Source organism: Kushneria phosphatilytica, from assembly GCF_008247605.1.
Classification (GTDB): domain Bacteria; phylum Pseudomonadota; class Gammaproteobacteria; order Pseudomonadales; family Halomonadaceae; genus Kushneria; species Kushneria phosphatilytica.
This window is the reverse complement of record NZ_CP043420.1, coordinates 1,505,065-1,527,315: the sequence shown is the minus strand read 5'-3', so window position 1 is coordinate 1,527,315 and position 22,251 is coordinate 1,505,065. Positions and strand designations below refer to the sequence as shown.

Sequence of the window (22,251 nt, the reverse complement as noted above, 5' to 3'; positions counted from 1 at the left end):
GGTACGCATGGATTCGTGTGAAAAACGGGTACTGCTGACGCTTATTGTTCCAGTAATGAACGAGGAAGAGTCGATCAGCCCTTTCATGGCAGCGATCAATGACAAGCTGGAGGGTTTGGCAGCGGAACTTGAGATACTGTTCATTGACGATGGCTCCACTGACAGCACGATCCAGCAAATAGAGAAAGCCGCTACCAATGATGAGCGTATCCGCTATCTGAAGCTTTCTCGCAATTTCGGAAAAGAAGCAGCAATGACGGCAGGGCTCGATCATGCCCAGGGCGATGCGATAGTCCCGATCGATGTCGATCTACAGGATCCGCCCGAGCTCATCCATGACTTTCTGAGGCTCTGGCAAGAAGGATACGACACTGTTTACGGTGTCCGTGCTACTCGGCTCGATGATGGCAGGCGAAAGCGTGCTTCTGCGGGCCTCTTTTATCGTGTATTCAACCGTCTTTCTCACACCACCATCCCGCCGAATGCCGGCGATTACAGATTGATGAGCCGTCGCGTAGTCGATGCCATCAAGCAGATGCCGGAGCGTAACCGTTTCATGAAAGGTATGTTTGCCTGGCCGGGATACTCATCTATCGGTGTTGAATATGATCGTCCTGCAAGGTATGCAGGCTTCACAAAGTGGAATTACTGGAAGCTGTGGAACTTCGCGCTGGACGGACTCACAAGCTTTTCCACGTGGCCACTGAGAATCTGGTCGTACATCGGCGGTGGAATTGCGCTGCTGAGCCTCATCTATATGCTATCTATCATCCTGCGGACGATGGTTTTCGGTATTGAATGGCCAGGGTATGCGTCAATCATGTCAGCTGTGCTTTTCTTTGGCGCAATTCAGCTTATATCTATTGGCGTTCTTGGTGAATATATAGGAAGGCTTTATATAGAAACAAAAGGAAGGCCAATTTACGTCTTGGAGAAGAAAAATTGATAGAAACATTCAAGGACAAACTGAAAAGGGATAAAAACTATTTTATTGCTTCGTTTTTTGCAGTATTAGTTGCGTACTATGCTTTGATAAACTCCGGTTATTACTACCAAGACGATCGCAGCCGTTTCGTGTACGGGTTCACCGGCTGGTCAGGACAAGCGCGCCCCTTTTCAGATCTTTTCATGAGGATTTTTGAGGTAAACGGCCATTTATCTGACGCGACGCCAATACCGCAAATAATATCAGCATTGCTAATAGCATCTTGCAGCATTCTTATAATCAGATCCTTCGAAAGGATCGACAAAACCATAGCCACGATGGCCGCGCTCTTGCTGTTTTTAAACCCATTCTACTTACAGAACTTTTCATACAGGTTTGATAACCTGCTTATGACAACAAGCGTTTTCCTTGTGGTCTTCTCATTTTACTGCGCCTCGAAGAATAAAAAACCTTGGACGGCGCTGTCTGTAACGGCATGCTTTTTGAGTCTGTGCACTTACCAGCCTGCCGTGAATGTGTTTATGCAGCTATCTGCAGCATATTCCACATATTTGATTTTCCATAAAATACCCAAGCCATTAAAACAATTTTTAAGGCTTACAGCGATATTTTTATCATCATTACTGATATACAAAATCGGTATTTCATTATTCATGCCAGGCAATAAATACACAAGCGCACACTCTTCTATGGCATCCATAGGTGACGCACCCACAATAATCGAAAAAAATATTGGAAGTTTCGCAAAAATATTCGCGGAATATTCCGATAATTACTTTTTATTTTTGATTTCAGCCATATTCGCCATTTTCCTATTTATGATTGTCTATCATTCTATAAAAAACAGAGAGATCAAATATATTGCATGCTTTTTATATCTCTCTATATCTTTGTTTTTCTCTGCAGGTTTACTTGCGCTTCTTGAGGAACCTGTTTTTGAACCAAGAGTAATGCTCGGCGTCGGGGGGTTTGCATCCTCTATGATCTTATCCATTCCTTATGCGCGTAAAAAGGGAATATTTGCACAATCTACCAAAATAGCACTTTCAATTAATTTTTTGTTTTTCTCTATTACAGCAAATGCGTATGGTAATGCGCTCAGCTACTTGGCTAAGTTTGAGCATGCATACTTTAGAGATATTTACAGCAATGCTTACGAGCAATATGTGAAGAATGATGCATCAGGATATTCAATCATTGGAAAAAATCAATTACCGCAGGCCTTGGTAAACAAGGAGGAACATGACCATAAACTTTCTTACCTATTCAACCATCCACTGGACGGTTACTGGTCTGGAAAGTTTGCAGACAGCTTCTTTAAAGCAAGCGACAAAATGAATTACATGAAAATATCGGCAGTGGATAGCAAAGTTTTGAGCAAGGTAAAAAAGTGCGAACTTAATCACGTTGAACGTCACTTGGGATACAACATCTACTCAGCAGGAAATTTAGTCTTTGTAGACTTCGACAAAAAATGTGATTGAAAAAGGGCCTCCCTGCCGGAGGCCCTGTTTGCTACGCTGTAAGGTTCGCCATGGCCTTCCATGTCCCCGGGCTGCCGCTCGAAACGCATACCCAGCCTGGTGAGCCGGATGCAACTGGATAGTTTCTCCACAGTCTGTCACCTGACAAGAACTCTCCCTCCGCCGGGATTGTGTCGCCGAAAAACTCAGTCGGCCTACGGTTGCCGGCATTCTGATCGCCCATCACAAACCCACCAAAGCTGGTTTGAATTTTCGGGCATCCATCAATCATAAGTTTGGTCTGCGAGCTGTTCAATAAACGAATGTTAGCGCCACCGGCACTGCGCTCAAAAGAACTGATACCGATGTATCCGTATACAGACAGATTGGGCATCATGATTGACAGATAATCAGTGCTGGAAAGCCCTGCCCCACTATTGTCATCAACACGGACATTCATGTTATTGATAAATAGCGTCTCAGCCGTGGTTGAAGGATTCCAGTATCCGATATTTCCAGATGAATTGTTCCGCCAATCGATGTATAGGTTAAGGTCGCCAATCTTCAGATTCTTGAGCTGGTTGTTATCAACCGACCATAACCCTACTGCTCCCCCTGCAACGCTCATTTTGGCTTCAAGTCTGCCAATGGTCACATTGGAAGTCGGGCTTGTTCCATCAGTATTTCGGCTTCTGAATACTTCTCCACTGTACGTTGTGCTGGTTCCGTTAAGCGACACGATTGAAATATCGCCAATATCAACCGTGCCAGCTCCTTCAAAACCTATTGATTTTCCATTTAGTACAGTAATGTGATCAACACGTGTAACGCCGGGAGATTTGAATACTGCAACCTCATCCACATTATTCCTGACATAAAGGTTCTGCAGATAGAATCTGTCAGGGAAGTTTAGAACATAGATCGCGTTGCCATTGCAATTTTCAGAGACAACAGTGCCATTTATAGTATTCGAAGCGTCACATATGAACGCGCCGTTGCCGTTATATGCATGCACATAATCCGCTCGCGATCCAGTTGCTGATCGAGAAAAGCTGAGCGCCCTTAGCCCCTGATTCGGCTCCGTTGCGTTCTTCCGGAAATTTTTTGCATGCACATAAACAGCATGGCTATTGGCGCCGGCGCACTCAACAAAACTGACATAGTTCCCATCACCTTCAGGCTGCGTAATATTTGCGCCTTCAAACGCAGTAACTTTCGTATTTTCTCCGGTCGTTACCAGTGCATTGATGAATTGGCCTTGAAGATCGACGCCATACAGCTCGAAAACAGAGTTAGCGCCATTTGCCCGGATCATCGTGCCGCGATAAGGAAATGCCCCAGTGGGCGTAATTGTGATTGATTTATCGCTGGTCAGGCTGATGGTATTTTCGATTACGGACTCAGAGACAGTACAAGGCACGACGATATGCAGCTGCTCAATACCTGACTGCAGGATCAGGGCAATATCAAAACCGTCCCGAGCACCGAAATCATCGGTTGAGATGAACTCCTTTACTTTGACCCAGCATCCTGAGCCATCTACATCACTCTCTGCTGAGCCTAAGTGGTAGTCAGCCAAGGTAGAATATGTGCCATCCCATGAAACAGTCGGGCTAATGACAGTGCCACCATTATGATCAGATTTCGGCCGTGATGAGTCATAATAAAACTGACCGTCACCGCCGTCGCCTGCCTCATAATATCCCGAAATATAAACAGGTACTTCACCGTCATATGATTGCAGCGAGTGGACATTAGGCAGTGTCACTCCAGCAATAAGCGTTTTGCTGGCCCAAGCCGCGAGCGTGCGAGTATCGCTGGAATCTTTAGCTGTCACCTTGCTGGCATTAGGCTCCAATATCTGGGCCAGCAATTCTTCCTGGGTGTATTCCGATCCATCAGGAGCAACAATTACACCGGTGCCTGGGTAGCGCATGAAAACCAGCTCACCGTTTTCTACTCGATTCCGGGTTGTTTTTCCTCCACGGGTTTCGTCTTGGGTGATCTCAACGATAACACCGTCGGAGTAACCAGCCGCCTGCGCCTCAGCATGGGTATCATTGAACTCAATGTCACCGCTCGCCTCCGCTGCCGCAACAGCCTGATCTCTCGCAGCCGTCACAACATCACGAGCCTCGGTAATTACCGGATACGCATCCATGATAGATTGAGCAGTAACCGCAGACGGATACCGTGCTTTCTCTACCTCGGCTCCGTTGACGTTCTGATAGAGAATGACAGACTCGGCATCCAGATCGCTGATCGTCGAGAAGAAGCCGCTCTCACCGGTATTTGCCAGTCCCTCTGCAATCGAGTCATAGACGTTGATTCCCATCAGGAAGGCAGCCGCCAGCTTGGCGCGAGTGGGAAAATCCTGACCATCGTAAGTGGCATTTTCGTCAGCGCCGCCCTGAATCACCTTGTTGGCAAACTGAACGATGTTATTGATCGTGTTGACGTTGGCAGCGAGGTTGCCGATAGGGGTTGTCATGCGATCTCCAGACATGAAAAAGCCGCCCGAAGGCGGCTGTGTGAAATTGAGTTTTGCTCGGGTTAAGCGCTATCGGGCGGGAACGCATCGTCGTAGGCGTAGATGCGCTCGTCGTAGTTGACCCCTTGCAGACTTACCGAGTCCGGCCACGATGGGCTGGTATCAGTGACAAGCACTTCATACGCCCACGTCTGTAGCGTGCCGAACTGACAGAACGTCGGCTCAGCGCTGTTCTCGATAGTCAGCGGGTCGAACCCAGGGTCATCGCAGATCAGCTGGTAGTCGTCGATCTGTTCGCACGGCAGCGGGCTTGTGGCCACGCCGTCTGGCCGGCGCAACGAAATGACCGGGGCATCCGGCCAGTCGAAGACCTCCGAAACAACCAGCAGCAGGCGGCCATCATCCAGCCTTTCCCAGTCACGAACGAAGGCGCTCTGGCTGTAGCCGGGCACGTCATCGGAAACCGGCACGTACTCCAGATAACTGCTGTTCATCCCGTCGAGCTCGGTCTCCCAGCTGTACTCGAAGCGCTGATACTTGAGGCGTGACGCCTCACGCATACCGATCCGCCAGGCATGGGTGCGATCGGTCACGCCATCCAACGACAACTTCTTTGCCTTGCGCTTCGCGGATCCGGGCAACCAGGCATCGACGGTCGCTTTTTGCCACGTGCGAGCATCGGTGTACTCGACTTCCACGTAGTCGTGATCATCGTCACTCGGCGCGGTGTACTGACGTGTCAGGGCGCCCGTCATGTTCTGAGGGCTGTACCCCTGCCCCAGCACGCTGCGCAAGCCATCGCGCACCGGGATCACTTCCCCGCGACGAATGGTGAAGTCGGCCATGCCTGGCTCGAGCGCAGTCTTGAGCACCTCTTTCACGGTCGATTCATCGTCGAAAACCGCATCGAGCGTGTCGCCCCGGGCGCGCCATAGTTCGTCCAGGCGATCCCATTCCTCGAGGCCGATCAAGCCATCCTGATAACCGACTGACTGAAGCAGGCTGAGACAGAACGGAGCGATGTCTCGCGTCGGTTGTTCCGGCTGCCACTGGCCATTGCGGCGAACCGGCAGGATAGAAGTGCCGATCACGCTGATCTGGTTATCGGACGCCGTTGAGAGCTTATCGCCCCCAGTGAGCGTGACCGCGATGCAGGTGACGCCTTCATAGCTGGTCGGCGAATCCAGCCGCGATTTCAACCGCACCCACTGAACTTCATCCACGATCTGCGTGTCATCGCTGGAACCGATCCGCCGCATCCGCACCTCCGGACGCATCGGATACGGCATTGCAGCGCGCTCCGTAAAGCCGATCTGGTCCAGCGTCGCATCCCGATACGTCTTACGAATTGATGTCCAGTCGCCGCGCTCTGCGATGTCTCGATACTGCAGCTCTACCGTGACCTCGTGATCGGATGGATCGCCATCATCCTCGAGCTCTGTCAGGCCCTGAGTGAACAGCACGCACCATTCGATCATGTCGGTCTTTTCGTTCTCCGGTACCGCAGCGAACGCACCGGCCCAATCCCCTTCCACCGTCGAGGCATCGAGACGAACAATGGCGTCATTGACCGTACGTGCCACAAAGCCCGGCCATGACTCATCTACCGTACCGTCATCGCTCAAACGATCCAGCGTGACCGTTGATGAATCGGCAGCGATGATCTGGTAACGGAAATCCGGCAATCCAAATGCCGCCCGTTTCGAGCCGGTTTTCAGATAGGTGACCGGTTCGCCATCCTTGCTCAGGGTCATGTGATCCATGGCGCCATCGGTGCCCGGCTCATAGCTGGCCACCGTATAGATACCCTGATTCTCACCCCGTATCTGAATGACCATGCCCTCAACCGGTGCCAGATCGGTAAAGTCACCCTCGAGCACATCAGCCGCTTCGCCGCCATCGATGACGATGTAATCCTGCGGGATGTAGGCATGCACGATCATTCCGGACTGCCAGCCGCTCGGGAATGAGCCGGCGCCAGATGGGATGATCAGGTTATTCCCCGATACCCGGTAAGCTGATGCATCCGGGTCTCTTGGGACCGAATAGGTGGTCTTGAGCTTGATGCCATTGCCACTCGAGGTGCTCCCCACCTCGGTCGAGTTGTGCCAGTAGATCCGGCGCTGGTCGCCGGCCATGCTCTCGCCCGGGCCATAGATTGCAAAATCGGCGTCATTCCCGAGAGAGGTCAGTGCCGTATTGCCTACCCGCACGTCATCTGACTCGATCCGATGCTTGCCGTAGGCATAGCACAGCATCATCTCCACCTTTTCGGTCCGCTTGTCGGCGTACCATTTGCGAATCGGCAACAGGTAATCCGGATACCGCTGACGCCGGCCGGCGACGTGCGGGATGACCGCCCCCAGCTTCGGCTTGTTGCCTTTCGCGTCGGCGCCATAGATGTCGTCACCCTGCCCGCGCCCACCGCCGGTATCAGGCGCGCTGGGCGTGGAGACGAATATCGATGCGATGACATTGATGATCGACGAAAACAGCCCGCCAATGGCATCAAACACACCGCCCCGTGGTTCCGGGTAGATGCATATGGTGTCCCGGCAATCGATACGGGTGCTGGCCCAGTATTTCGGCGGGATGCGGCACCCGTCGATTTCGATGCTGATCGGCGGTGCCATCATCTCCTGTTCGAGCTCGGCCACGGTTCGATACCGTTCCGAGGATGAGATCAGCCACTCTTCGAGGGTCACGCCGTGCGCCTGGTGCGTCTCGATCGGCCGCCCTTCCAATTTACTGGGGTAGATCTCGATCACGGTAATACCTCACCCGGGTGTATTGCTGCTCGAATGCCCGCAGGCGCATCCAGCGCGGTCCCTGAGGACGGGTTTCAACAACCGCCAGCCCGCCATCAATCTCAACCACGACTGCGATATGCAGGCACAGATCGCTGCGATAGACCGCGGCCAATGCGCCAATCTCAGGCTCGCACTGCTCGAGTGCCGAGCGCTGATCAGACCAGGCCCGTGTGAGATGGCGTTTATCCATCGCGCGCACGAATGACCAGCTGGGCAGCAGCGGCAGGCCCAACAGTTCGTGACGGATGGCAATCGACATGCCCCAGCAATCGAACTGGCGCTTGCCACGCACGAGCTCGCCGCGGCCGCCGTCCCGGTAGACGGAGCACATGAAATCATTAAGGGTCGTCATGATCAGGTCAGGTATGTGAGCCCGGGGGCAAAGCTGGTCGTGTAGCGCCGGCGTGGCCATGCCCAGCCAATAATGTCGGCGTATGCCGCCGTAATATTCACGGTAGCGCCCTCCATGCTCACCTTTTTCAGCGGCATCCTGATGGGAGGCTCAGCCGGCGTGGTCAAATCGCTGGAAAGATAGCTTCGGTAGGTCACCGTCACCTGCTCGCCGGCGTCATTCGCGGCATCCACTGCCTGTTGGACGGTGCCGTGCACGTTATCCAGCCCGAATTTCAGCGACTGGCTGCCACTGTTGTCGGTCTTCGGCAGCGCAATCTCGATTCCTGACGCCTGGAATTCTGCCTCCGAACCATCTTCGAGCAGCACGGTGATGTCCTCGTATCCCCGGACGACCCGAATGGCGCCACCCTCGAATGCCGGTGAAGCGAACTCCACGGTGCTGTAGAGGATCTCTCCGGCCGGCGCCGACGCGTAGAAACAATCAATGGCAGTGCTGCTCATCAGGCATCCTCCCAGCTACGCGTGTACCACTGGTGAGCAACGTCATCGAGAAGCGTCACCGCGTCTGTGAAGCTGCCGCCTGTGAGCGCGTCAGCCGTTTCCCGGGCATTCAGCGTTGGCCGTTCGATCAACTCAAGCTCCGCCGAGAACTCCCAGTAATTACCACCCTTCAGCGTTGGGCCATCATAGATGTCGGTGAATCGTGCTTTATAGGGCTGGATACCCAGTGGCGTCTTCAGGCGGATAACGAACCAGTCGGCGCCATCAGTGACCAGATTCCGGTACCACCCCTCGAAGATGCGCCCTTCCTCCGGAGTAAAGAGCCAGGTTACCGACGCCACCGTAGGCACAGTCGAGTACATCCGTCGCTGCCGCGCGCGGCCGGACGACATCTCTGTACGCTGCAGCGGCGAAGTAGGCTGGAATCCGTATCCGCTCTGAAGCGGCAGGGGGAGAACGTCCGGATACTCTTCGAGCTCTGCCATTACGTTCCCCTGGATTGCAGTTTCCATTTCCGGCTGATCGCCTTGGATCGCGGCCCATCGCCCATGATGTCAGCGACGAACACATCAACATCGGTCGAACCATCTTCATTCGTGCGGCTGTTGCTCTCGCCGCCCCGCTTCGGGTTCTCAAAGATGTTGACGTTCGCGCCACCGCCAGACGGCGCGCGGTCCCGCTGCACCTGATCGAGCGTACGATCCAGCTTGGCGCTGGTGTCGGCAGTGGTGACCCGCTCCCCTTTCTTGAGCAACCAGGTGCCGGTCTCGGGCACAGAGTTGATACCGTCGTGGGCCATACCGCTCATGCTGGTCGACTCAACCGCTGAAATCTGCGCTGTTTGGTACGTCAGCGCAGCAGCAGCTGCAGCGATACCCAGTGCCGGCCCCACAAAGGGGATGCCGGCCATGGCAGCATAAGCATCGGACGCCGTCTGCGGCGCATTCATGGCCACTTTTGCCAGCGCGTAGGCCTTCTCAACGGCGAACATCGCCCGGTACTCTTTCGACTGCTCGCCAAAGAATGTCCGGGTTATATCGGACATGTTGCCGAAGAATTCCTCGCCGGCGGCCAGCCGGGCGGTCTGCCGAGCACGCTCGATGTCAGCGAGTTTGTCTTCATGCTCCTGCTTCAGCTGTTGCTCTTGCTCATCCCACTCGGCGGTGAGATCCGCGCGCTCTTCGCGGAAGTTGCTGAGCATGTCCAGCTGATTCGAGTACCACTCTTCCAGCTGCTCCTGGGCGTCATCAATTTTGTCGAGCTCGCTGGTCGGGCCGCCGACTGAGGCATCCAGCCCACCGTAATCAGGGGCATCCTGAAATGCAGCCCCGGCGATCTTGCCCGCCACCTCGGCATATTTGTCAGCAGAGACATTGGCGGCATCGAGTACCGCCAACCGCTGATTGACCTGATCGGTGAGCTTTTCCTCGCTGCTGCGCAGATCCTCGAGAAGCTGCTGGTAGTCCTCGCTCGCCTCTTTTTGCTTCTCGAATGCGGAGACTGTATCCAGCGCCGCTTTGGCCTGGGCGATCTGGCTATCGGTCGCGCCATCGAGGGCCAGCTTATAAAGCTTCTGTTCGTCAGAGCTCATGCCGACCGTCTTCGCTTCCAGCTGAAGCGAATCGATCTGCTTTTTGATGCCGCTGGTGTCGATACCACTACCGGCGCCACCTGAGCCACCTGCCCGGTTTGGCGGGAAAAGCCAATCACTCAGGGGCTTGATGTCAGCGCTGTCGATCTTCTGCTGAACATCCGCCAGATAACGATCAATGGCGGCGCTGGGCATCTCCTGACTCGAGATGTTCACCAGATCCTGCTGGAAGTCTTCGAGCTCCTTGCGCGCATCCTCCGTACGCTCATGGAATCCCTTGAAGAAGTCGGAGTCCTGGAAGCTTTCGATCAGATCGATGTCATCAACACCAGGGATAGTGTTGACCGCTCGAATCAGGTTGTTGATGCCGTTGATCGCGGTATCGATGAAGTAGCTCATCGAGTCCCATGCATCCTCGGCAAATTCCGCCACGGCCAGATCCATGGACGCCATGACGACCTTGAACTGGGCGTCGAATTGCCGAAACTTCTGGAAGTTGTCGAGAAGCGGACCGAGAGCCGCGACGGCGTCATGCAGCGCGCCGGGCAGAGCCTCGCGGAGGCCATCAGCCCCCTTGGTGGCATCTACCAGATAATCACCCAGCACGCTCAGGTAAGGGGCTAGATTGGCTGCAAGCAGATCGCTCATCGATCCCATGATCGATGTCAGCCGGTTGAACTGCTCCGAGAACTCCTCAAGCTGGGCAATATCCAGATCAGACAGCACGATGCCGAGATCATCAGCCTCTTGTGCCATCTGTGCGAAACCAGCACCGCCATCCCGTAACAGCGGGATTAGTGCAGTCGCGTTATCGGAAATGGACTCCATATAGAAGACCATTTCTGCCTGGGAAAGATTGGCTTCCTGGAGGCCGTTATAAAATTTCTGTAGCGCCTCGGGGCCGGAGAGATTCCGAAACTCATCGGCAGTCATGCCGATACGCGGCGCGATGTTCTGGAAAAAATCGGCCATTTCGCCGCCGCCGGTGGTCAGAAAATCACCGACACGGTCGTTCACATCCTTCAGGATGTCCGACAGCTTGTCCTGCTCGACCCCCACGTTATTGGCGGCATACGCCATGCGCTGAAACTGCTCGACCGAGGTGTTTGCCACACTGGCCTGATTCTTCAGCTCACGCGCGTTTTGTGCTGCGTGGTTCGTGTATGCCACAACAGCGGCAGCGGCCCCGGTCGCCGCGGCACCGGCAGCCGTAATCGAGGTGGCCGCAGTTTTCACGCTGCTGGCGATGTTGGTCATCTTCGCCTTGGTCATGCGCTCGGCTTTTTCCAGCGGGCCTGTAAACCCGCCGATCCGTGCGACCAGATCCAGCGTCAATTGACCGAGGCTGCGCGACGCCATTCAGAATCTCCCGTTATTGCCACGACTCCATCGCCTGATCGAGCGATACCGGCGGCTCATCCTCGTGCTCCATGAAGTCGAAGATTTTCGACGACTCGGCGCCCTTCTTCTTATGGGCATTGACATAGAGCATGGCGAGCATGGCGGTGCCCCGCTCCACCCGCATCCCAGAATGGAGCGAGCCACGCTTGCGTCGGTAAGCCACCCACTGAAGGAACTCCTGATAGCTCAGGCTTTGCTTCGCTTCCTCGATCGTGCGCCCGCCGATCCCGTTGAGGACGAGTTCGTGCCAGAGCTCGTCGAGCTCACTGAGGTCGATGGAGTCCGGACCTTTCCCAGGCCGCTCACCTCCGAGATAACGCGGAGCAGCTCCATGGTGAGATTGTGATTGAGCGGGCCACGCTCCGGATCGGCGTCACCGGTGATGTCTGCCGCTTTAAATACCGGCTCACCCTGTTCATCGCAGATGCAGTACGCGATACGCGCTGCAGCCACATCGCCACCAGCACGAACCGACGTGATGTCGGTCATGGCGGTCTGGTATGAGAGTGGCCGGACATGAACAGTGGCGCCGTATTCCTCGTCGCCCTGTTTCCAGCTGATCTCCTTTTCGACCGGGGCGCCGGTGAAGGCGCCCGCGTCGCGGAGGTTGTCGATCGTCAGCTTCATGTGGAGGCGCCCGTATCAGTGGTGGCAGGTGTCTTCGGCACCCATTTGCCGTCGCCACTGCGCTGGATAGTGACCTGAGAGCTAACTAGCGAGTTGGTCGCGAAGTCCATGGGAAAGTCGCTTACGTAGCCCTCAAACTTGAACCAAGTGCGGTCCTCAGGGAGCGTAACGCTGCCGCTGCTGACTGTCGGAAGCGACGTGGGTTTCCCGTCGTCGTCCGTGGGGCCATCGCTCCAACCCACGAAGAACTGAACCTTTTCATCGCTGCTACTATTCGCCATGCCGTAAAGACGAACATGTGCCGGCTCCTGCGGATCAGCATTGACGGTTAGAGACGCGGACCCGGGCGTGCCGAGACCCTTTTTGTAGCGCCGAGAAACAGTATCCTCCAAGTCGGTTTCTTCGACCTGGTCACGCGGGTTGCCACCGGGATTGAAGGCGGTGGCGCCAGGAATACGCACGATCTCGCCGAGGTCGAGCATGAATACTTGGGTACCTTGGGACAGAACAGACATGCGTCATCTCCTGTGCCCCATGAGGGGCTTCGTGTAGGCATAAGAAACCCGCGCGGCGGCGGGTCATGGGGAGCGTTGAAAACGGTTATCGGGGTGTGAGCCAGTCGATGTCGAAGCTCACGCGGTAGCGGCCTGTTTCGTCATCCCGCGTCTGCCCGCCCCAGCGGGCAATGTTGGCGCGTAGCTCGACTGCATAACGGATTGCCTCAGCGGCATCATCAGCAGATGATCCGGAGCTGCCGTAGACATCGACCTGCAGCGTCATGCCATCCATATCCGAGCGATCGGCGAGATAGTTTTCGGGTTCGCCGTCGACGACCTGCCAGACGGCGTAGGGCAACTCGACGCCCTGCGGCGCCTGGCCGAATGGGAACATCCGCACCGGCCCGGTACCGATCAGCGCAGTGGCAGCGGCGTTGCCGGCGACCGTTCTGAAAATCGGCGGGATCATCAGTTGCCTCCGGTCTGTTTGGCCGCGCGCTTGATGGCCCGATTCAGGGCCTTGTCGTACTGAGTGACGAACTCCTGAGTCGCAGCATTGATGCTCTCCGCCAGCGCCGGGCGCAGAAACGGCTGGGCTCGCATGTTCTCGGTACCGAACTCCAGAAAGCGCCAGTAGTAGGTATCGCCGCCCGGGTTCTGCTGATTTTTCTGCCGAGACTTCGCGCCACCCAGCACACCGACCCTGAACTTCAGATCACCGGTCTGACGGAAGTGCTTGCCATCCCAGCGCACAACCACGTTGTCGGCGATGTTGTTGGCTGTCTCCGGGTCATCCAGTCGCCGGGCGGAGTCCTTCACGCGCTCGCGCACCAGATTGGCGGCCTTGCGTAGCGCAAACCGCCCGCCCTTTTTCCTCATATCCTGAGGCAGGCCCTGCAGCTTTTCCGCCAGCGCATTGACGCCCTCGATCTCGAACTGGATGGAGTCAGCCATCGTCTTCCTCGATCTGAACAAACCCGCCTGTAAATGTTCGAGCGTCTGCATTGAAGGTGACGACGACTTTGGTCAGCTCATGGGGCTGCTGGATGATCTGCACTTCGAACTGACCGGGCAGCGGCTCGCCAGTTACGGCATCGTGCAGCGCATAGGCTCCACCAGCTTCTTTGGAACGGCGCAGCGCAAGCTTCATTTTCTCAGCCATCGTTTACACCTCCAGAGACGGGCATGGTCAGGTAGTGCCGGCCGGATTGCGGATCCGGCAGCACGCCCTCGATGTTGTAGACGGTATCGCGGTAAAGGATGCGCATCGTCGCGTCGATGCCCGCGCGGTACCGGATCGTGATTCGGGCGCTGATTTCCGCCTGCCCGGACTTTGCCGCGATGAACTCACGAACACTTAGAGGCTCGACGCTCGCCCAGACGGTGGCCACGTCTTTCCAGCCTTCGCGCATTTCGCCGGTGTTCTGATCCTGCGTGCGTGCCGGGCGCTGGATTGTGATGCGGTGCCGCAATTTACCTGCACGCATGGCTCGCCTCTTTATCGTCCGGGGACTGGAGTACCGTCCAGATAGCGCGATGGCTCGGTATCATCTTCTTGCTCACTTTCTTCCGCCAGCGCCTCGACCAGCTTCAGGTTCACTTCCGTCAGATTCTCGATGGCTGCAGTCTGGCGACGAGTCTCGGCCAGCAGCTGCTCCAGCAATGACGCTTCTCGATCGTTCACGTGCGATGTCCCTCCATTTTCTGAGCCACGCGCGGCGGCGCTCGCATGCTGGGCAAGCCATCATCCGACCCCGTAAATTCGATATGGGTGTATCAATACCTCGACGCCCATGGGCAGCTCCGAGATGGAAACGCCCGGCACGGCGGCCTCGCGGTTCTCGTACCAGTGAGAGATCAGCAGTAGCATGGCCAGCTGTATGTCCTCACCGAACAGGAGTGCATCCGGATCCTCGGCATACCCTTCAGCGTTAATGGTTTCGTAGATTTTGCGACGGGTGGAGCGCTCGATATGCCGGCGTGCGGCGTTCGAGTAGCTGGTCAGCAGATCATCCTCGTCGGAGTATTCCGGCTCGAGACGGAGCTGCTGCTTGATGATGTCGAGCTCCAGCATATCGGGCGTCCCGTAATAGGTCGGGCCGCCCAAAGGCGGCCGCTTGGTTCATGAATTACTGGCTGTCGTCGGTGGTTTCGGTATCACCATCGCCGTCTTCGGAGCCATCTTCGCCCTCGCCTTCGGTCTGTTCAGCGGCAGCCTTCTCGGCTTCGGCGATGCGCTCTCGAAGGGTCTCTTCTTTCATTCGACCGACATTACTGATACCCAGCTCGGCAGCCCGGGCGCGCAGATCTTCCAGCGCCTGAGGCTCATTACTGATGGGATTATGCGGGGGAACCTCATGGCCATCCGCCTGCAAGGCGAAGCCCTTGCGCACCAGTTCTCGACCATGCTGCTCGTCTGTCTCGAACTCGCCGGTTACCACGCCACCCCTGATATACAGGGGGCGTTTTGCCCTTAACTTCATGGCGATCTCCACGTTATACGGCCGCTCGAAGGCGGCCGTTATGGGTTGCTCCGATCAGGCGATCAGGTGGTGCTGCCGCTGGTCGGAACGGTGAAGTCGCCGTAGACGAACGCCTCGGGACGCTTGACCGCCAGTGCGAGACGCTCCTCACAGCGAATCGAGATCATGTTTTTCTCGAAGTCGTCCGCATTCTCGGTAGAGATCACCACGTTGGCGTCCTCGCGATCGAACAGCTGGGCACCGGCGTTGAACGCCCCGGTCAGGAACTTGCCCTGGAAAGACGCTGACTCGGTTGCCACTACCGGCAGCCCCCACAGCGTCGGGCCGGTGAGCGCTGCTGGATTGGCGAGGATGTAGCGGCCCATTGAGTCCTTGGTCAGCTCGATTTTCGCCCAATCGATGAAGTGGAGGACGTGACCGCTGGCAGGGAAGCGAGCCAGCTGAGCCTGCAGCATGGCAAGACGCAGATCGTCGATACCGTTCTGCTGATCGACGCTGAATGCGGCACTGAATGCCGATGCCTGCGGCACGATACCTTCGAGGTGCTGACCGGTACCGTCGCCGAACAGGATTTCCTGCTCTTCAACGTACTTCAGGCCATAGCGCATCTCGGCGTCGACCGTCGATTGCAACTGCGCCATATCGTCAAGGATCTGCTTCGACGCCTTGAACATATGTGCGAGGGTGCGTACAGGAGTGATCTTCTCGTTGAATGCAATGTCGCTATACGGCTTGGCCGTGTTCTCGGCAACCGCTTTCGCATTGTTGGTGAAGCCGGTCTGCTGTACCCAGTAAATGGTGTTCGAGGCGGTACGGCCCGACGCGATCAGGTCGCGAATGAACAGACGCTGCTTCGGCTGCGTATCAATCCCCGGCTGACGATCCGGGGCGATGATGCTGCCATCGCCCAGATCGGGCGTGGTGATGGCATTTTGCACGGGAATACTGATGCGCTGGTTGCCCTGAACCGAACCGCTGTTCCAGGCTTTCAGTCCCTCGAATTCGGCGACCAGCTGGCCGGCAGTCCGAGCAGCATCCTGAGCACGGCCGAGCGGCATGCGGGCGTATTCCTGTTCGAGCTCGCCCAGCGAGGCTTTCAGGGTGTTTACCGATTCCTGCAGTCCATTCTGAGTGGTCAGCAGGCGGTCCACGGTTTCCTTGGTTTCTGCCGAAAGCTGGCCGGCATCACGCGCTTCCTTGAGCGCCTTTTCCGAAGTGCCCTTGAGCTCTTCGGTAACCTTGTTCAGCGCAGTAGTAGCTTCATTGAGAAGCTGCGCCTGATCCTTGCTGTTATCAGCCATGAGTATTTCTCCGGTGCCGTTATTGAGATGGGGGGTGCTGGAAACGCGCGAATGCCTGGGCGAAGCCCTCATAGGCGCTGGCCATGTCGGCCTCGGTGTCGGTAGCGCTTGGCGTACCGGAGTCGGCAGCGCTCGGCGTGCCGGACTTGTAGGTCTGCATCAGGGAACGGCGCTCGCTGCGGGTGATGCCGGCCTTGGCCATGGCGATGTCCATCTTGCGAGCCGCCATCCGGTAGTCGTTGCGGGCGTTGCCGCCCTCTTCCTCGATGCGATCAGACTCGAGGAAGGTGTCAGCCCAGCCGGAGTCGACCGCCTCGCGGCCGCCGATCCATGTCTCGGCATCCAGCTGGGACTTGATGTCATCAATTGGCAGCCCGGTTCGCACTGCATAGATGTCGGCGATGGCTGCATCGAATGGTTCCAGCCAGTCCGCGATTTCTCGCAGATCATGGCGGTTGCCCATCGTGACTACCCATCCGTTGTGAACCATCAGGAAGGCCGCGCGACCGATGCGGATTTCATCACCCGCCATTGCAATGAAACTGGCAGCGCTGGCAGCCAGCCCCATGACATTCACAGTCACCCGCCCCTTGTGCTCGCGCAGCAGGTTGTAGATAGCCAGCCCTTCGAACACGTCACCGCCCGGGCTGTTGATATTTACTTCAACATCCTCGTTACCGATCGAGCGCAGCGCGCCGGCGATACGCTTGGCGGTAACGCCGTCCCCGAAGAAGTCGAAACCGATCGGGTCATAAATGCTGATCGTATTGGGGGGCTCGTTATCTCCGGCAGCGGCACGAATACCGGGGTTCCACGCTTCAAGCGCGCGCGGGGACAGATCGCACTGGATACCCGCACGCGGGCGAGCCTCCGGCGCGGCCGGAAGATTGAATCGAGGCATGGAGGTACTCCGGATGTCAGGTGGCGTCGTTGCCCTGACCCACCTGATCGAGGCGGGTCATGTTCGACTGCACCGTGAGGATGTCGCCGCCATCGACCTGAGGCAGGTTCTCCAGGCGGCGCACTTCATTGCGGGTCATCACGCCGTTTTGCAGCAGCGTGTTGTAGTAGTTCGCGCGGCCGGTGCTATCGGCTCGTAGCAGACCCTCAACTGAGAACTCGAAATAGAAGGTCTCGTCGTTATCGAGCAGGCAGCGCGCCATCTCCTGCTCGATGTTGACCAGAATCGGGCGGAGCGTGTTGGTCAGGAACTGCATGTTCATGCCCTCCACGCTCGACGCCCAGGACGACTGTTTGTCCATGTGGCCGACCATGAACGGCGGAACTCGGAACCAGCGGCAGATTTCCTCGACACTGAAAGAGCGCGTTTCCAGCATCTGCGCCGCTTCAGGGTTCATGGTGATGTTCTGGTATTTCATACCGGCCTCGGTGACCATCACCTTGCCGGCATTCTTCGAGCCCATGAAGCGCTCAAGGTTGGCCTGGAGCCGATCGCGCTGCTCCTTTGTCAGGCCGGAATCAGCGGAGAGAACACCGGATGCCTGCATGCCCTGGGCGAAGATCTTCGCCGCGGCTTCCTCGGCGGCCTGCGCACCACCAAACACATCGCGACCGGTGCTAACCGGCAGCATGCCGCACACCCCGTCGAGCCCGAAGCCGCGGATGTGCATGATGTCCTTCTCGTCGATTACTCGCTCACTGCCGATCAGGGGATCGGTGTACCGGTATTCGAGCTTGCCGCTTTTCAGGCGCTTCACTGCAACATTCTGAGGCAGTAGCGGCACCAGTCCGGCAATCTTGCGACCGTTGATGCGGCGCTTCTCGACAAATGCATTCCCCCAGAGGCAGATGCTGGCCACCAGCATCTGCATAAACCTCGCCGGGGTCATCTCCATGTTTGGCTGGCGACAGATCAGTGGGTAGATGTTGTGTTTGGTTGCCAGCTCCCGGGAGCCGTCCTGCCGACGCTGGTAGAGTTTGAGTGGAAGGGTCGAAATGGTCTCTGAGAGCAATCGCACACATGCCCAGACCGCCGAGAGCTGCATGCTGTTATTGACGGTCACAGTGCGCCCGCTGGACGACTGCCCTGACCATTCCGTCCAGAAGTCACCGGTGGTCAGGCTGATCGGTACGCCCAGCCAGTTCAGTAGGGCCGATTTGACGCGGCCCGGTTTCTCTTTGCGCGCCATCAGATGCCCACCATGATCGGGTTATCAACAAAGCCATCGAGGTCCGCCTTTTCGACGCCCTCTTCGTGTACCGCCCGGCCGAGTGCCATGAGAATCGCGACGATGCCATCGATCTTGTTCTCGGGGCGCTCCTTGCGCGGGTAGATGTTTTCCTTCGCGTCTTCCTTGGCCACCACATTCGATGCCATCCACGTCAGCACCGGGTCGCACGGGTGGCGCCAGCGGCTGCCGGTGATCGCCGCTTCCATCTCACGCATCGGCGGGCTCATGTTCTGCACCGTGTTGCGGTACTCGATGATTTCGGCCCCATCCTTCATCAGCTGATGCGCCAGCTGCGTGGCTCTCCACGGGTCATATGCGATCTCGCGGATTTCGAAGCGCGACGACAGATCAAGCAGGTCGCCGCGGATCACGTCGAAGTCGAGCTCTTCGCCATCGGTAGTAATCAGGTCGCCGGAATTGACCCAGGACTCGTAGGCAGCCCGGTTATTGCTGGCCCGCTCGATAGCGCCCTCCGGCAAATAGCTGCGAACGAAGGACGTCCAGCGCGTTGTGACGCGGCCCTGCGCATCCTCGATCTCATCGCGGAACAGCAGCGCAATGGCTGCGATGTCGGTCTTCGATGCAAGATCGAGCCCGACCCAGCAGGGCTGACCCTCGAATTGCTCGAGCGTCAGCTCTTTATCGCCACCGGCCTGCCAGGACGCCATATTCAGCCATGCCGTGCGCGCCGATACCCAGACGTTAAGATGCTTGGTCAGGAAACCGTTCTGCCGGGATGGATAGCGAATAGCATCCTGTTGAGCCTTGAGCAGGAACTCTTCACCGACCGAGACACCAAAATTGGGGTTCGCCTTGCGCAGTACCGCCGGATCCTTCCAGTCATCGCCATCATCGATTGTGAAAATGATGGCGAAGAGCTCTGCGTTAGGTACCGAGCCCTCCAGCATCTGCTGCGCCTGCCGGCGCTTGTCGTAGCAGGGACCAGCCAGATTGAAGCCCGCCGTAGTGATGATAAACATCAGCGGCTGCTCACGAGCGCCCATACCGGTCAGCATGGTTTCGTACAGGGCTGGCGTATCGTGTTCGTGAAATTCATCGACCAAAGCGCATGACGGTGACGAACCATCGCCCGGATCGCCGATCACCGGCTCGAATCGGCTGCCGTCCTCTGCAATCGAGAGGTTCTTGGCCATGATCTCAATGCCGGCCATCGACACCAGCTCGGGCGTCTTCTGCAGCATGATCTTCGCCGGCCGGAAAACCTCCCATGCCTGCTTTTCTGTCGTGGCGCCGCAGTAGACTTCAGCGCCATACTCGCCATCGGCAGCAAACATGTAATTGCCGACGCCAGCCGCGATAACCGACTTGCCTGATTTCCTCGGCACCTCGCAGTAAGCTTCCACGAACCGGCGCATGCCGGTCTTCTTTTTCAGCCAGCCGTAGATGCAGCAGAAGATGAACTTCTGCCAGGGCTCCAGCTTGATTCGCTCCCGGCTGCGCGCCCACTTGCCTTTTGTGTGCGGGAGTAGCTGGATAAAAACACAGACCCGTTCGGCGGCGTCACGATCGAATCGATAGGGAAAGGTCCGAGCCTTCGACGCGGTCAGGTCGTCAAGATGTCGCTGACAGGCCTGCCGCACCTCCTTGCACGCAAGGATGCGGCCAGCCACTACGTCCCGCGCGTACTTGTTCGCCGCGTTGACGTTCGGATAGCTGGCCATAGGTGATCATTTCCGTTTCGCCCCTTGGAGCACATCCTTGAATGGGTTCGCCGCATCCTTCGCGCCGGGCACGGCCAGACGCGACCGGCTCGCCGGATCCAGGCCCAGCGCGCTGCCGTAGGTGTTCATTTGCTTCAGGGATTCATTGGCCACGGTGCAAGCCGGGTTCTTGGCCATGCCACCCAGCGGGGTTTCGACAGTCAGGCCGACCCGGGCGATTTCGCGCTCGGCATCGCGCCATCGTCCATATGCCGCGCAGAATGCTTCGAGGTTGTGCAGATCGCTATGAGTCAGGATCTTCGCGCCGACCAGCCAGGGGGCGAGTTTTCGCCAGGCTTCGTCGGCCAACTCGGACAGCCAATCCGGCGGTTCGGGTGCTTCAGTCAACGAATCAGCCTGAGGCTCGTCCTGGTTCACGGCACGCTTGCCGGGGTTACCCTGGACCGCCTTCAGATGGCTGGGCTTCGGTTTGCGACCACGTGTCATCAGCGGGCCTCCTCGCGCCAACCTGAATTTTCAATTTCGCGGGTATAGAAAAATGACTGAGGCGGCGGTGTCCGGGGCGTCAGCTCCCAGAGATTTGACCCGCCCCCTCACGGTGACGCTGCGACTCGGCCTGCGTCTTCACCTGATGGCATGCCGAGCAGATCGCCTCGAGATTCGATTCATCGTCGCGACCGCCTTCGGCCAGAGCAGTGATGTGATCCACCTCAGTAGCTGGTGTTGCCCGGCCAGCGCGCAGGCAGTGCTGGCAGAGATAGCGATCACGCTGCAGAACTGATTCACGCTTGCGACGCCACGGCCGACCACCTCGCCCACTCCGACCGCGCCGGCGCTGATTCCAGCCAGTGGCCATGTGTGCGTGCGATTCGCAGTAGCCGTTGGGCTCGGCAGTCTTCGCACCGCAACCGGGTGCGCGGCAGGGGCGCGGGGGTTTCGAAGGCATTTCGACCCTCAAGGAAGTCTGAGATGTGGCGATATTAGTCTTTCATCAAAAAGCTAAGGACGAGTTTTGAAACGTATAGCACTTTGCATGTTGATTACTGCAACAGCCTCGATGCCGGCGCAGGCTAACGAGGTAAGCCTTCAGAATGTCTTTGATGCAGGCGAAGCCTGTGCGAAGACAGTGATGCAGAAATCTCAAGAATTGATGAGCGAGACGAAGCCAGGTCGAACGACATTTACCTCTCTGCCACTTGAGGATGCACGGATAATTCAGGCCGGCACCTCCTATAGCAAAAGCAGTCGCGTCAGATTTATCCCGTATGCCGAATCGACGTATCTGGATGGTGGTAATTCCGGTTCAGCATGGCGGCAATGCATGCGCGATAGAGAAATGCCTGTACCGGAGGAGTAGAACCTGAAGACATCGACGGCATGCGACACCTACTAAAGTATCGGCTGAATGAACATGTTTTGTAATAGTGTTTCATCATACCTCGTGAGTAGATTTGAGGAGCAGCATGTGCTGTGACTCAATCTTAGGTAACGAGAATATGGCCAAGGTCAAACCGTTCCATGCCAAGGAAAGCAGCGTTCACCACGACAACAATTCGTGCACTGAAGGCAACAACATCGAAGCTCGGAATCGGCAATCGGGTACTGGCGGCAAGCCGAAGTGCAGTCATTGTCAGCGCCTCAGCTGACAGCATCGCGGGCTGCCTGCGTGCAGCCCGCATCAACCCAAATCATTCCCGATAGAAGCTATCGATGGCTACTCCTTCCGGTACCTGATTTTTCCACCACCATTCTCCACGTTGCATATGAGCAGCGCATGGCTCGGTAACCAGTGCCCTCAGCTCGACTGATAACCGGTAGTGGTCGCCATCATTCAGATAAATATCACCAGGCTGCTTGGAATGGATAGCAGCACAGAGAATGCGGCCATCCGGGCGAATACGTAGAGCCATGG

The 22,251-nt window shown here is 56.8% G+C and carries 27 protein-coding genes; 3 read left to right on the top strand and 24 right to left on the bottom strand.

Features of this window, described 5'->3' with window-relative positions:
* Positions 1-7 precede the first annotated feature (7 nt).
* Complete coding sequence (locus FY550_RS06955) at positions 8-946, top strand: glycosyltransferase family 2 protein (RefSeq protein WP_070977191.1); 939 nt, start codon at positions 8-10, stop codon at positions 944-946.
* Positions 943-2,430 (top strand): glucosyltransferase domain-containing protein, encoded by a 1,488-nt coding sequence (locus FY550_RS06950; protein ID WP_070977187.1) that lies wholly within the window; start codon positions 943-945, stop codon positions 2,428-2,430. The genes FY550_RS06955 and FY550_RS06950 overlap by 4 nt, the downstream gene beginning before the upstream one ends.
* Positions 2,431-2,461: 31 nt before the next feature.
* Here FY550_RS06950 and FY550_RS06945 read toward each other — a convergent pair whose 3' ends face one another.
* The 22 genes from FY550_RS06945 to FY550_RS06840 form a co-directional block, all read right to left on the bottom strand.
* Positions 2,462-4,900 (bottom strand): hypothetical protein, encoded by a 2,439-nt coding sequence (locus tag FY550_RS06945; protein ID WP_070977182.1) that lies wholly within the window; start codon positions 4,898-4,900, stop codon positions 2,462-2,464.
* Between the two features lie 62 nt (positions 4,901-4,962).
* A complete protein-coding gene (locus FY550_RS06940; protein ID WP_149054438.1) occupies positions 4,963-7,668 on the bottom strand; it encodes a host specificity factor TipJ family phage tail protein in 2,706 nt (901 codons plus the stop codon).
* A complete protein-coding gene (locus tag FY550_RS06935) occupies positions 7,646-8,062 on the bottom strand; it encodes a hypothetical protein (protein ID WP_149054437.1) in 417 nt (138 codons plus the stop codon). The genes FY550_RS06940 and FY550_RS06935 overlap by 23 nt, the downstream gene beginning before the upstream one ends.
* A 2-nt stretch (positions 8,063-8,064) precedes the next feature.
* Entirely contained in the window at positions 8,065-8,565 is a 501-nt protein-coding gene (locus FY550_RS06930; protein WP_070977176.1) for a DUF1833 family protein, read from the bottom strand.
* On the bottom strand, positions 8,565-9,050 hold the full coding sequence (locus tag FY550_RS06925; RefSeq protein ID WP_070977173.1) for a hypothetical protein: 486 nt from the start codon (positions 9,048-9,050) through the stop codon (positions 8,565-8,567). Before FY550_RS06925 ends, FY550_RS06930 begins: the two co-directional genes overlap by 1 nt.
* Positions 9,050-11,515 carry a hypothetical protein gene (locus tag FY550_RS06920; RefSeq protein WP_070977169.1) on the bottom strand — a complete coding sequence of 822 codons (2,466 nt, stop codon included), beginning with the start codon at positions 11,513-11,515 and terminating at the stop codon, positions 9,050-9,052. The genes FY550_RS06925 and FY550_RS06920 overlap by 1 nt, the downstream gene beginning before the upstream one ends.
* 13 nt (positions 11,516-11,528) lie before the next feature.
* Positions 11,529-11,747 (bottom strand): phage tail assembly protein T, encoded by a 219-nt coding sequence (locus FY550_RS06915; protein WP_420843350.1) that lies wholly within the window; start codon positions 11,745-11,747, stop codon positions 11,529-11,531.
* The gene (locus tag FY550_RS06910; protein WP_070977162.1) at positions 11,744-12,184 is read right to left on the bottom strand and encodes a phage tail assembly chaperone family protein, TAC; all 441 of its coding nucleotides are present in this window, start codon (positions 12,182-12,184) and stop codon (positions 11,744-11,746) included. Before FY550_RS06910 ends, FY550_RS06915 begins: the two co-directional genes overlap by 4 nt.
* On the bottom strand, positions 12,181-12,699 hold the full coding sequence (locus FY550_RS06905; RefSeq protein WP_070977159.1) for a phage tail tube protein: 519 nt from the start codon (positions 12,697-12,699) through the stop codon (positions 12,181-12,183). The genes FY550_RS06910 and FY550_RS06905 overlap by 4 nt, the downstream gene beginning before the upstream one ends.
* Positions 12,700-12,784: 85 nt before the next feature.
* Positions 12,785-13,150 (bottom strand): tail completion protein gp17, encoded by a 366-nt coding sequence (gene gp17, locus FY550_RS06900; RefSeq protein ID WP_070977156.1) that lies wholly within the window; start codon positions 13,148-13,150, stop codon positions 12,785-12,787.
* Positions 13,150-13,635 carry an HK97-gp10 family putative phage morphogenesis protein gene (locus tag FY550_RS06895; RefSeq protein ID WP_070977153.1) on the bottom strand — a complete coding sequence of 162 codons (486 nt, stop codon included), beginning with the start codon at positions 13,633-13,635 and terminating at the stop codon, positions 13,150-13,152. The genes gp17 and FY550_RS06895 overlap by 1 nt, the downstream gene beginning before the upstream one ends.
* The gene (locus FY550_RS06890) at positions 13,628-13,843 is read right to left on the bottom strand and encodes a hypothetical protein (RefSeq protein ID WP_070977148.1); all 216 of its coding nucleotides are present in this window, start codon (positions 13,841-13,843) and stop codon (positions 13,628-13,630) included. The genes FY550_RS06895 and FY550_RS06890 overlap by 8 nt, the downstream gene beginning before the upstream one ends.
* Positions 13,836-14,168, bottom strand: coding sequence for a phage head closure protein (locus tag FY550_RS06885; RefSeq protein WP_070977144.1), 333 nt, complete (start codon positions 14,166-14,168; stop codon positions 13,836-13,838). Before FY550_RS06885 ends, FY550_RS06890 begins: the two co-directional genes overlap by 8 nt.
* Positions 14,169-14,179: 11 nt before the next feature.
* A complete protein-coding gene (locus tag FY550_RS06880; protein ID WP_070977141.1) occupies positions 14,180-14,365 on the bottom strand; it encodes a hypothetical protein in 186 nt (61 codons plus the stop codon).
* A gap of 60 nt (positions 14,366-14,425) precedes the next feature.
* A complete protein-coding gene (locus tag FY550_RS06875) occupies positions 14,426-14,755 on the bottom strand; it encodes a head-tail connector protein (protein ID WP_070977137.1) in 330 nt (109 codons plus the stop codon).
* A gap of 55 nt (positions 14,756-14,810) precedes the next feature.
* Positions 14,811-15,164 (bottom strand): hypothetical protein, encoded by a 354-nt coding sequence (locus FY550_RS06870; protein ID WP_139148632.1) that lies wholly within the window; start codon positions 15,162-15,164, stop codon positions 14,811-14,813.
* Positions 15,165-15,226: 62 nt separating this feature from the next.
* Positions 15,227-16,465, bottom strand: coding sequence for a phage major capsid protein (locus FY550_RS06865; protein ID WP_070977130.1), 1,239 nt, complete (start codon positions 16,463-16,465; stop codon positions 15,227-15,229).
* 19 nt (positions 16,466-16,484) lie between these two features.
* Entirely contained in the window at positions 16,485-17,366 is an 882-nt protein-coding gene (locus FY550_RS06860) for a head maturation protease, ClpP-related (protein WP_070977125.1), read from the bottom strand.
* Positions 17,367-17,382: 16 nt separating this feature from the next.
* Positions 17,383-18,615 (bottom strand): phage portal protein, encoded by a 1,233-nt coding sequence (locus tag FY550_RS06855; RefSeq protein WP_084387967.1) that lies wholly within the window; start codon positions 18,613-18,615, stop codon positions 17,383-17,385.
* Positions 18,615-20,339 (bottom strand): terminase large subunit, encoded by a 1,725-nt coding sequence (locus FY550_RS06850; protein WP_070977121.1) that lies wholly within the window; start codon positions 20,337-20,339, stop codon positions 18,615-18,617. The genes FY550_RS06855 and FY550_RS06850 overlap by 1 nt, the downstream gene beginning before the upstream one ends.
* Before the next feature lie 6 nt (positions 20,340-20,345).
* Positions 20,346-20,825 (bottom strand): phage terminase small subunit P27 family, encoded by a 480-nt coding sequence (locus FY550_RS06845; protein WP_070977117.1) that lies wholly within the window; start codon positions 20,823-20,825, stop codon positions 20,346-20,348.
* Positions 20,826-20,904: 79 nt separating this feature from the next.
* Complete coding sequence (locus FY550_RS06840; protein WP_070977113.1) at positions 20,905-21,285, bottom strand: HNH endonuclease; 381 nt, start codon at positions 21,283-21,285, stop codon at positions 20,905-20,907.
* Positions 21,286-21,372: 87 nt separating this feature from the next.
* Between FY550_RS06840 and FY550_RS06835 the strand changes: the two genes are divergently transcribed.
* The gene (locus FY550_RS06835) at positions 21,373-21,696 is read left to right on the top strand and encodes a hypothetical protein (RefSeq protein ID WP_070977108.1); all 324 of its coding nucleotides are present in this window, start codon (positions 21,373-21,375) and stop codon (positions 21,694-21,696) included.
* A gap of 124 nt (positions 21,697-21,820) precedes the next feature.
* On the opposite strand, the gene FY550_RS16840 is transcribed toward FY550_RS06835, so the two are convergent.
* Positions 21,821-21,967, bottom strand: coding sequence for a hypothetical protein (locus FY550_RS16840; RefSeq protein ID WP_168169279.1), 147 nt, complete (start codon positions 21,965-21,967; stop codon positions 21,821-21,823).
* A 60-nt stretch (positions 21,968-22,027) separates the two neighbouring features.
* Entirely contained in the window at positions 22,028-22,249 is a 222-nt protein-coding gene (locus FY550_RS06830; protein ID WP_070977100.1) for a hypothetical protein, read from the bottom strand.
* Between the last annotated feature and the right edge of the window lie 2 nt (positions 22,250-22,251).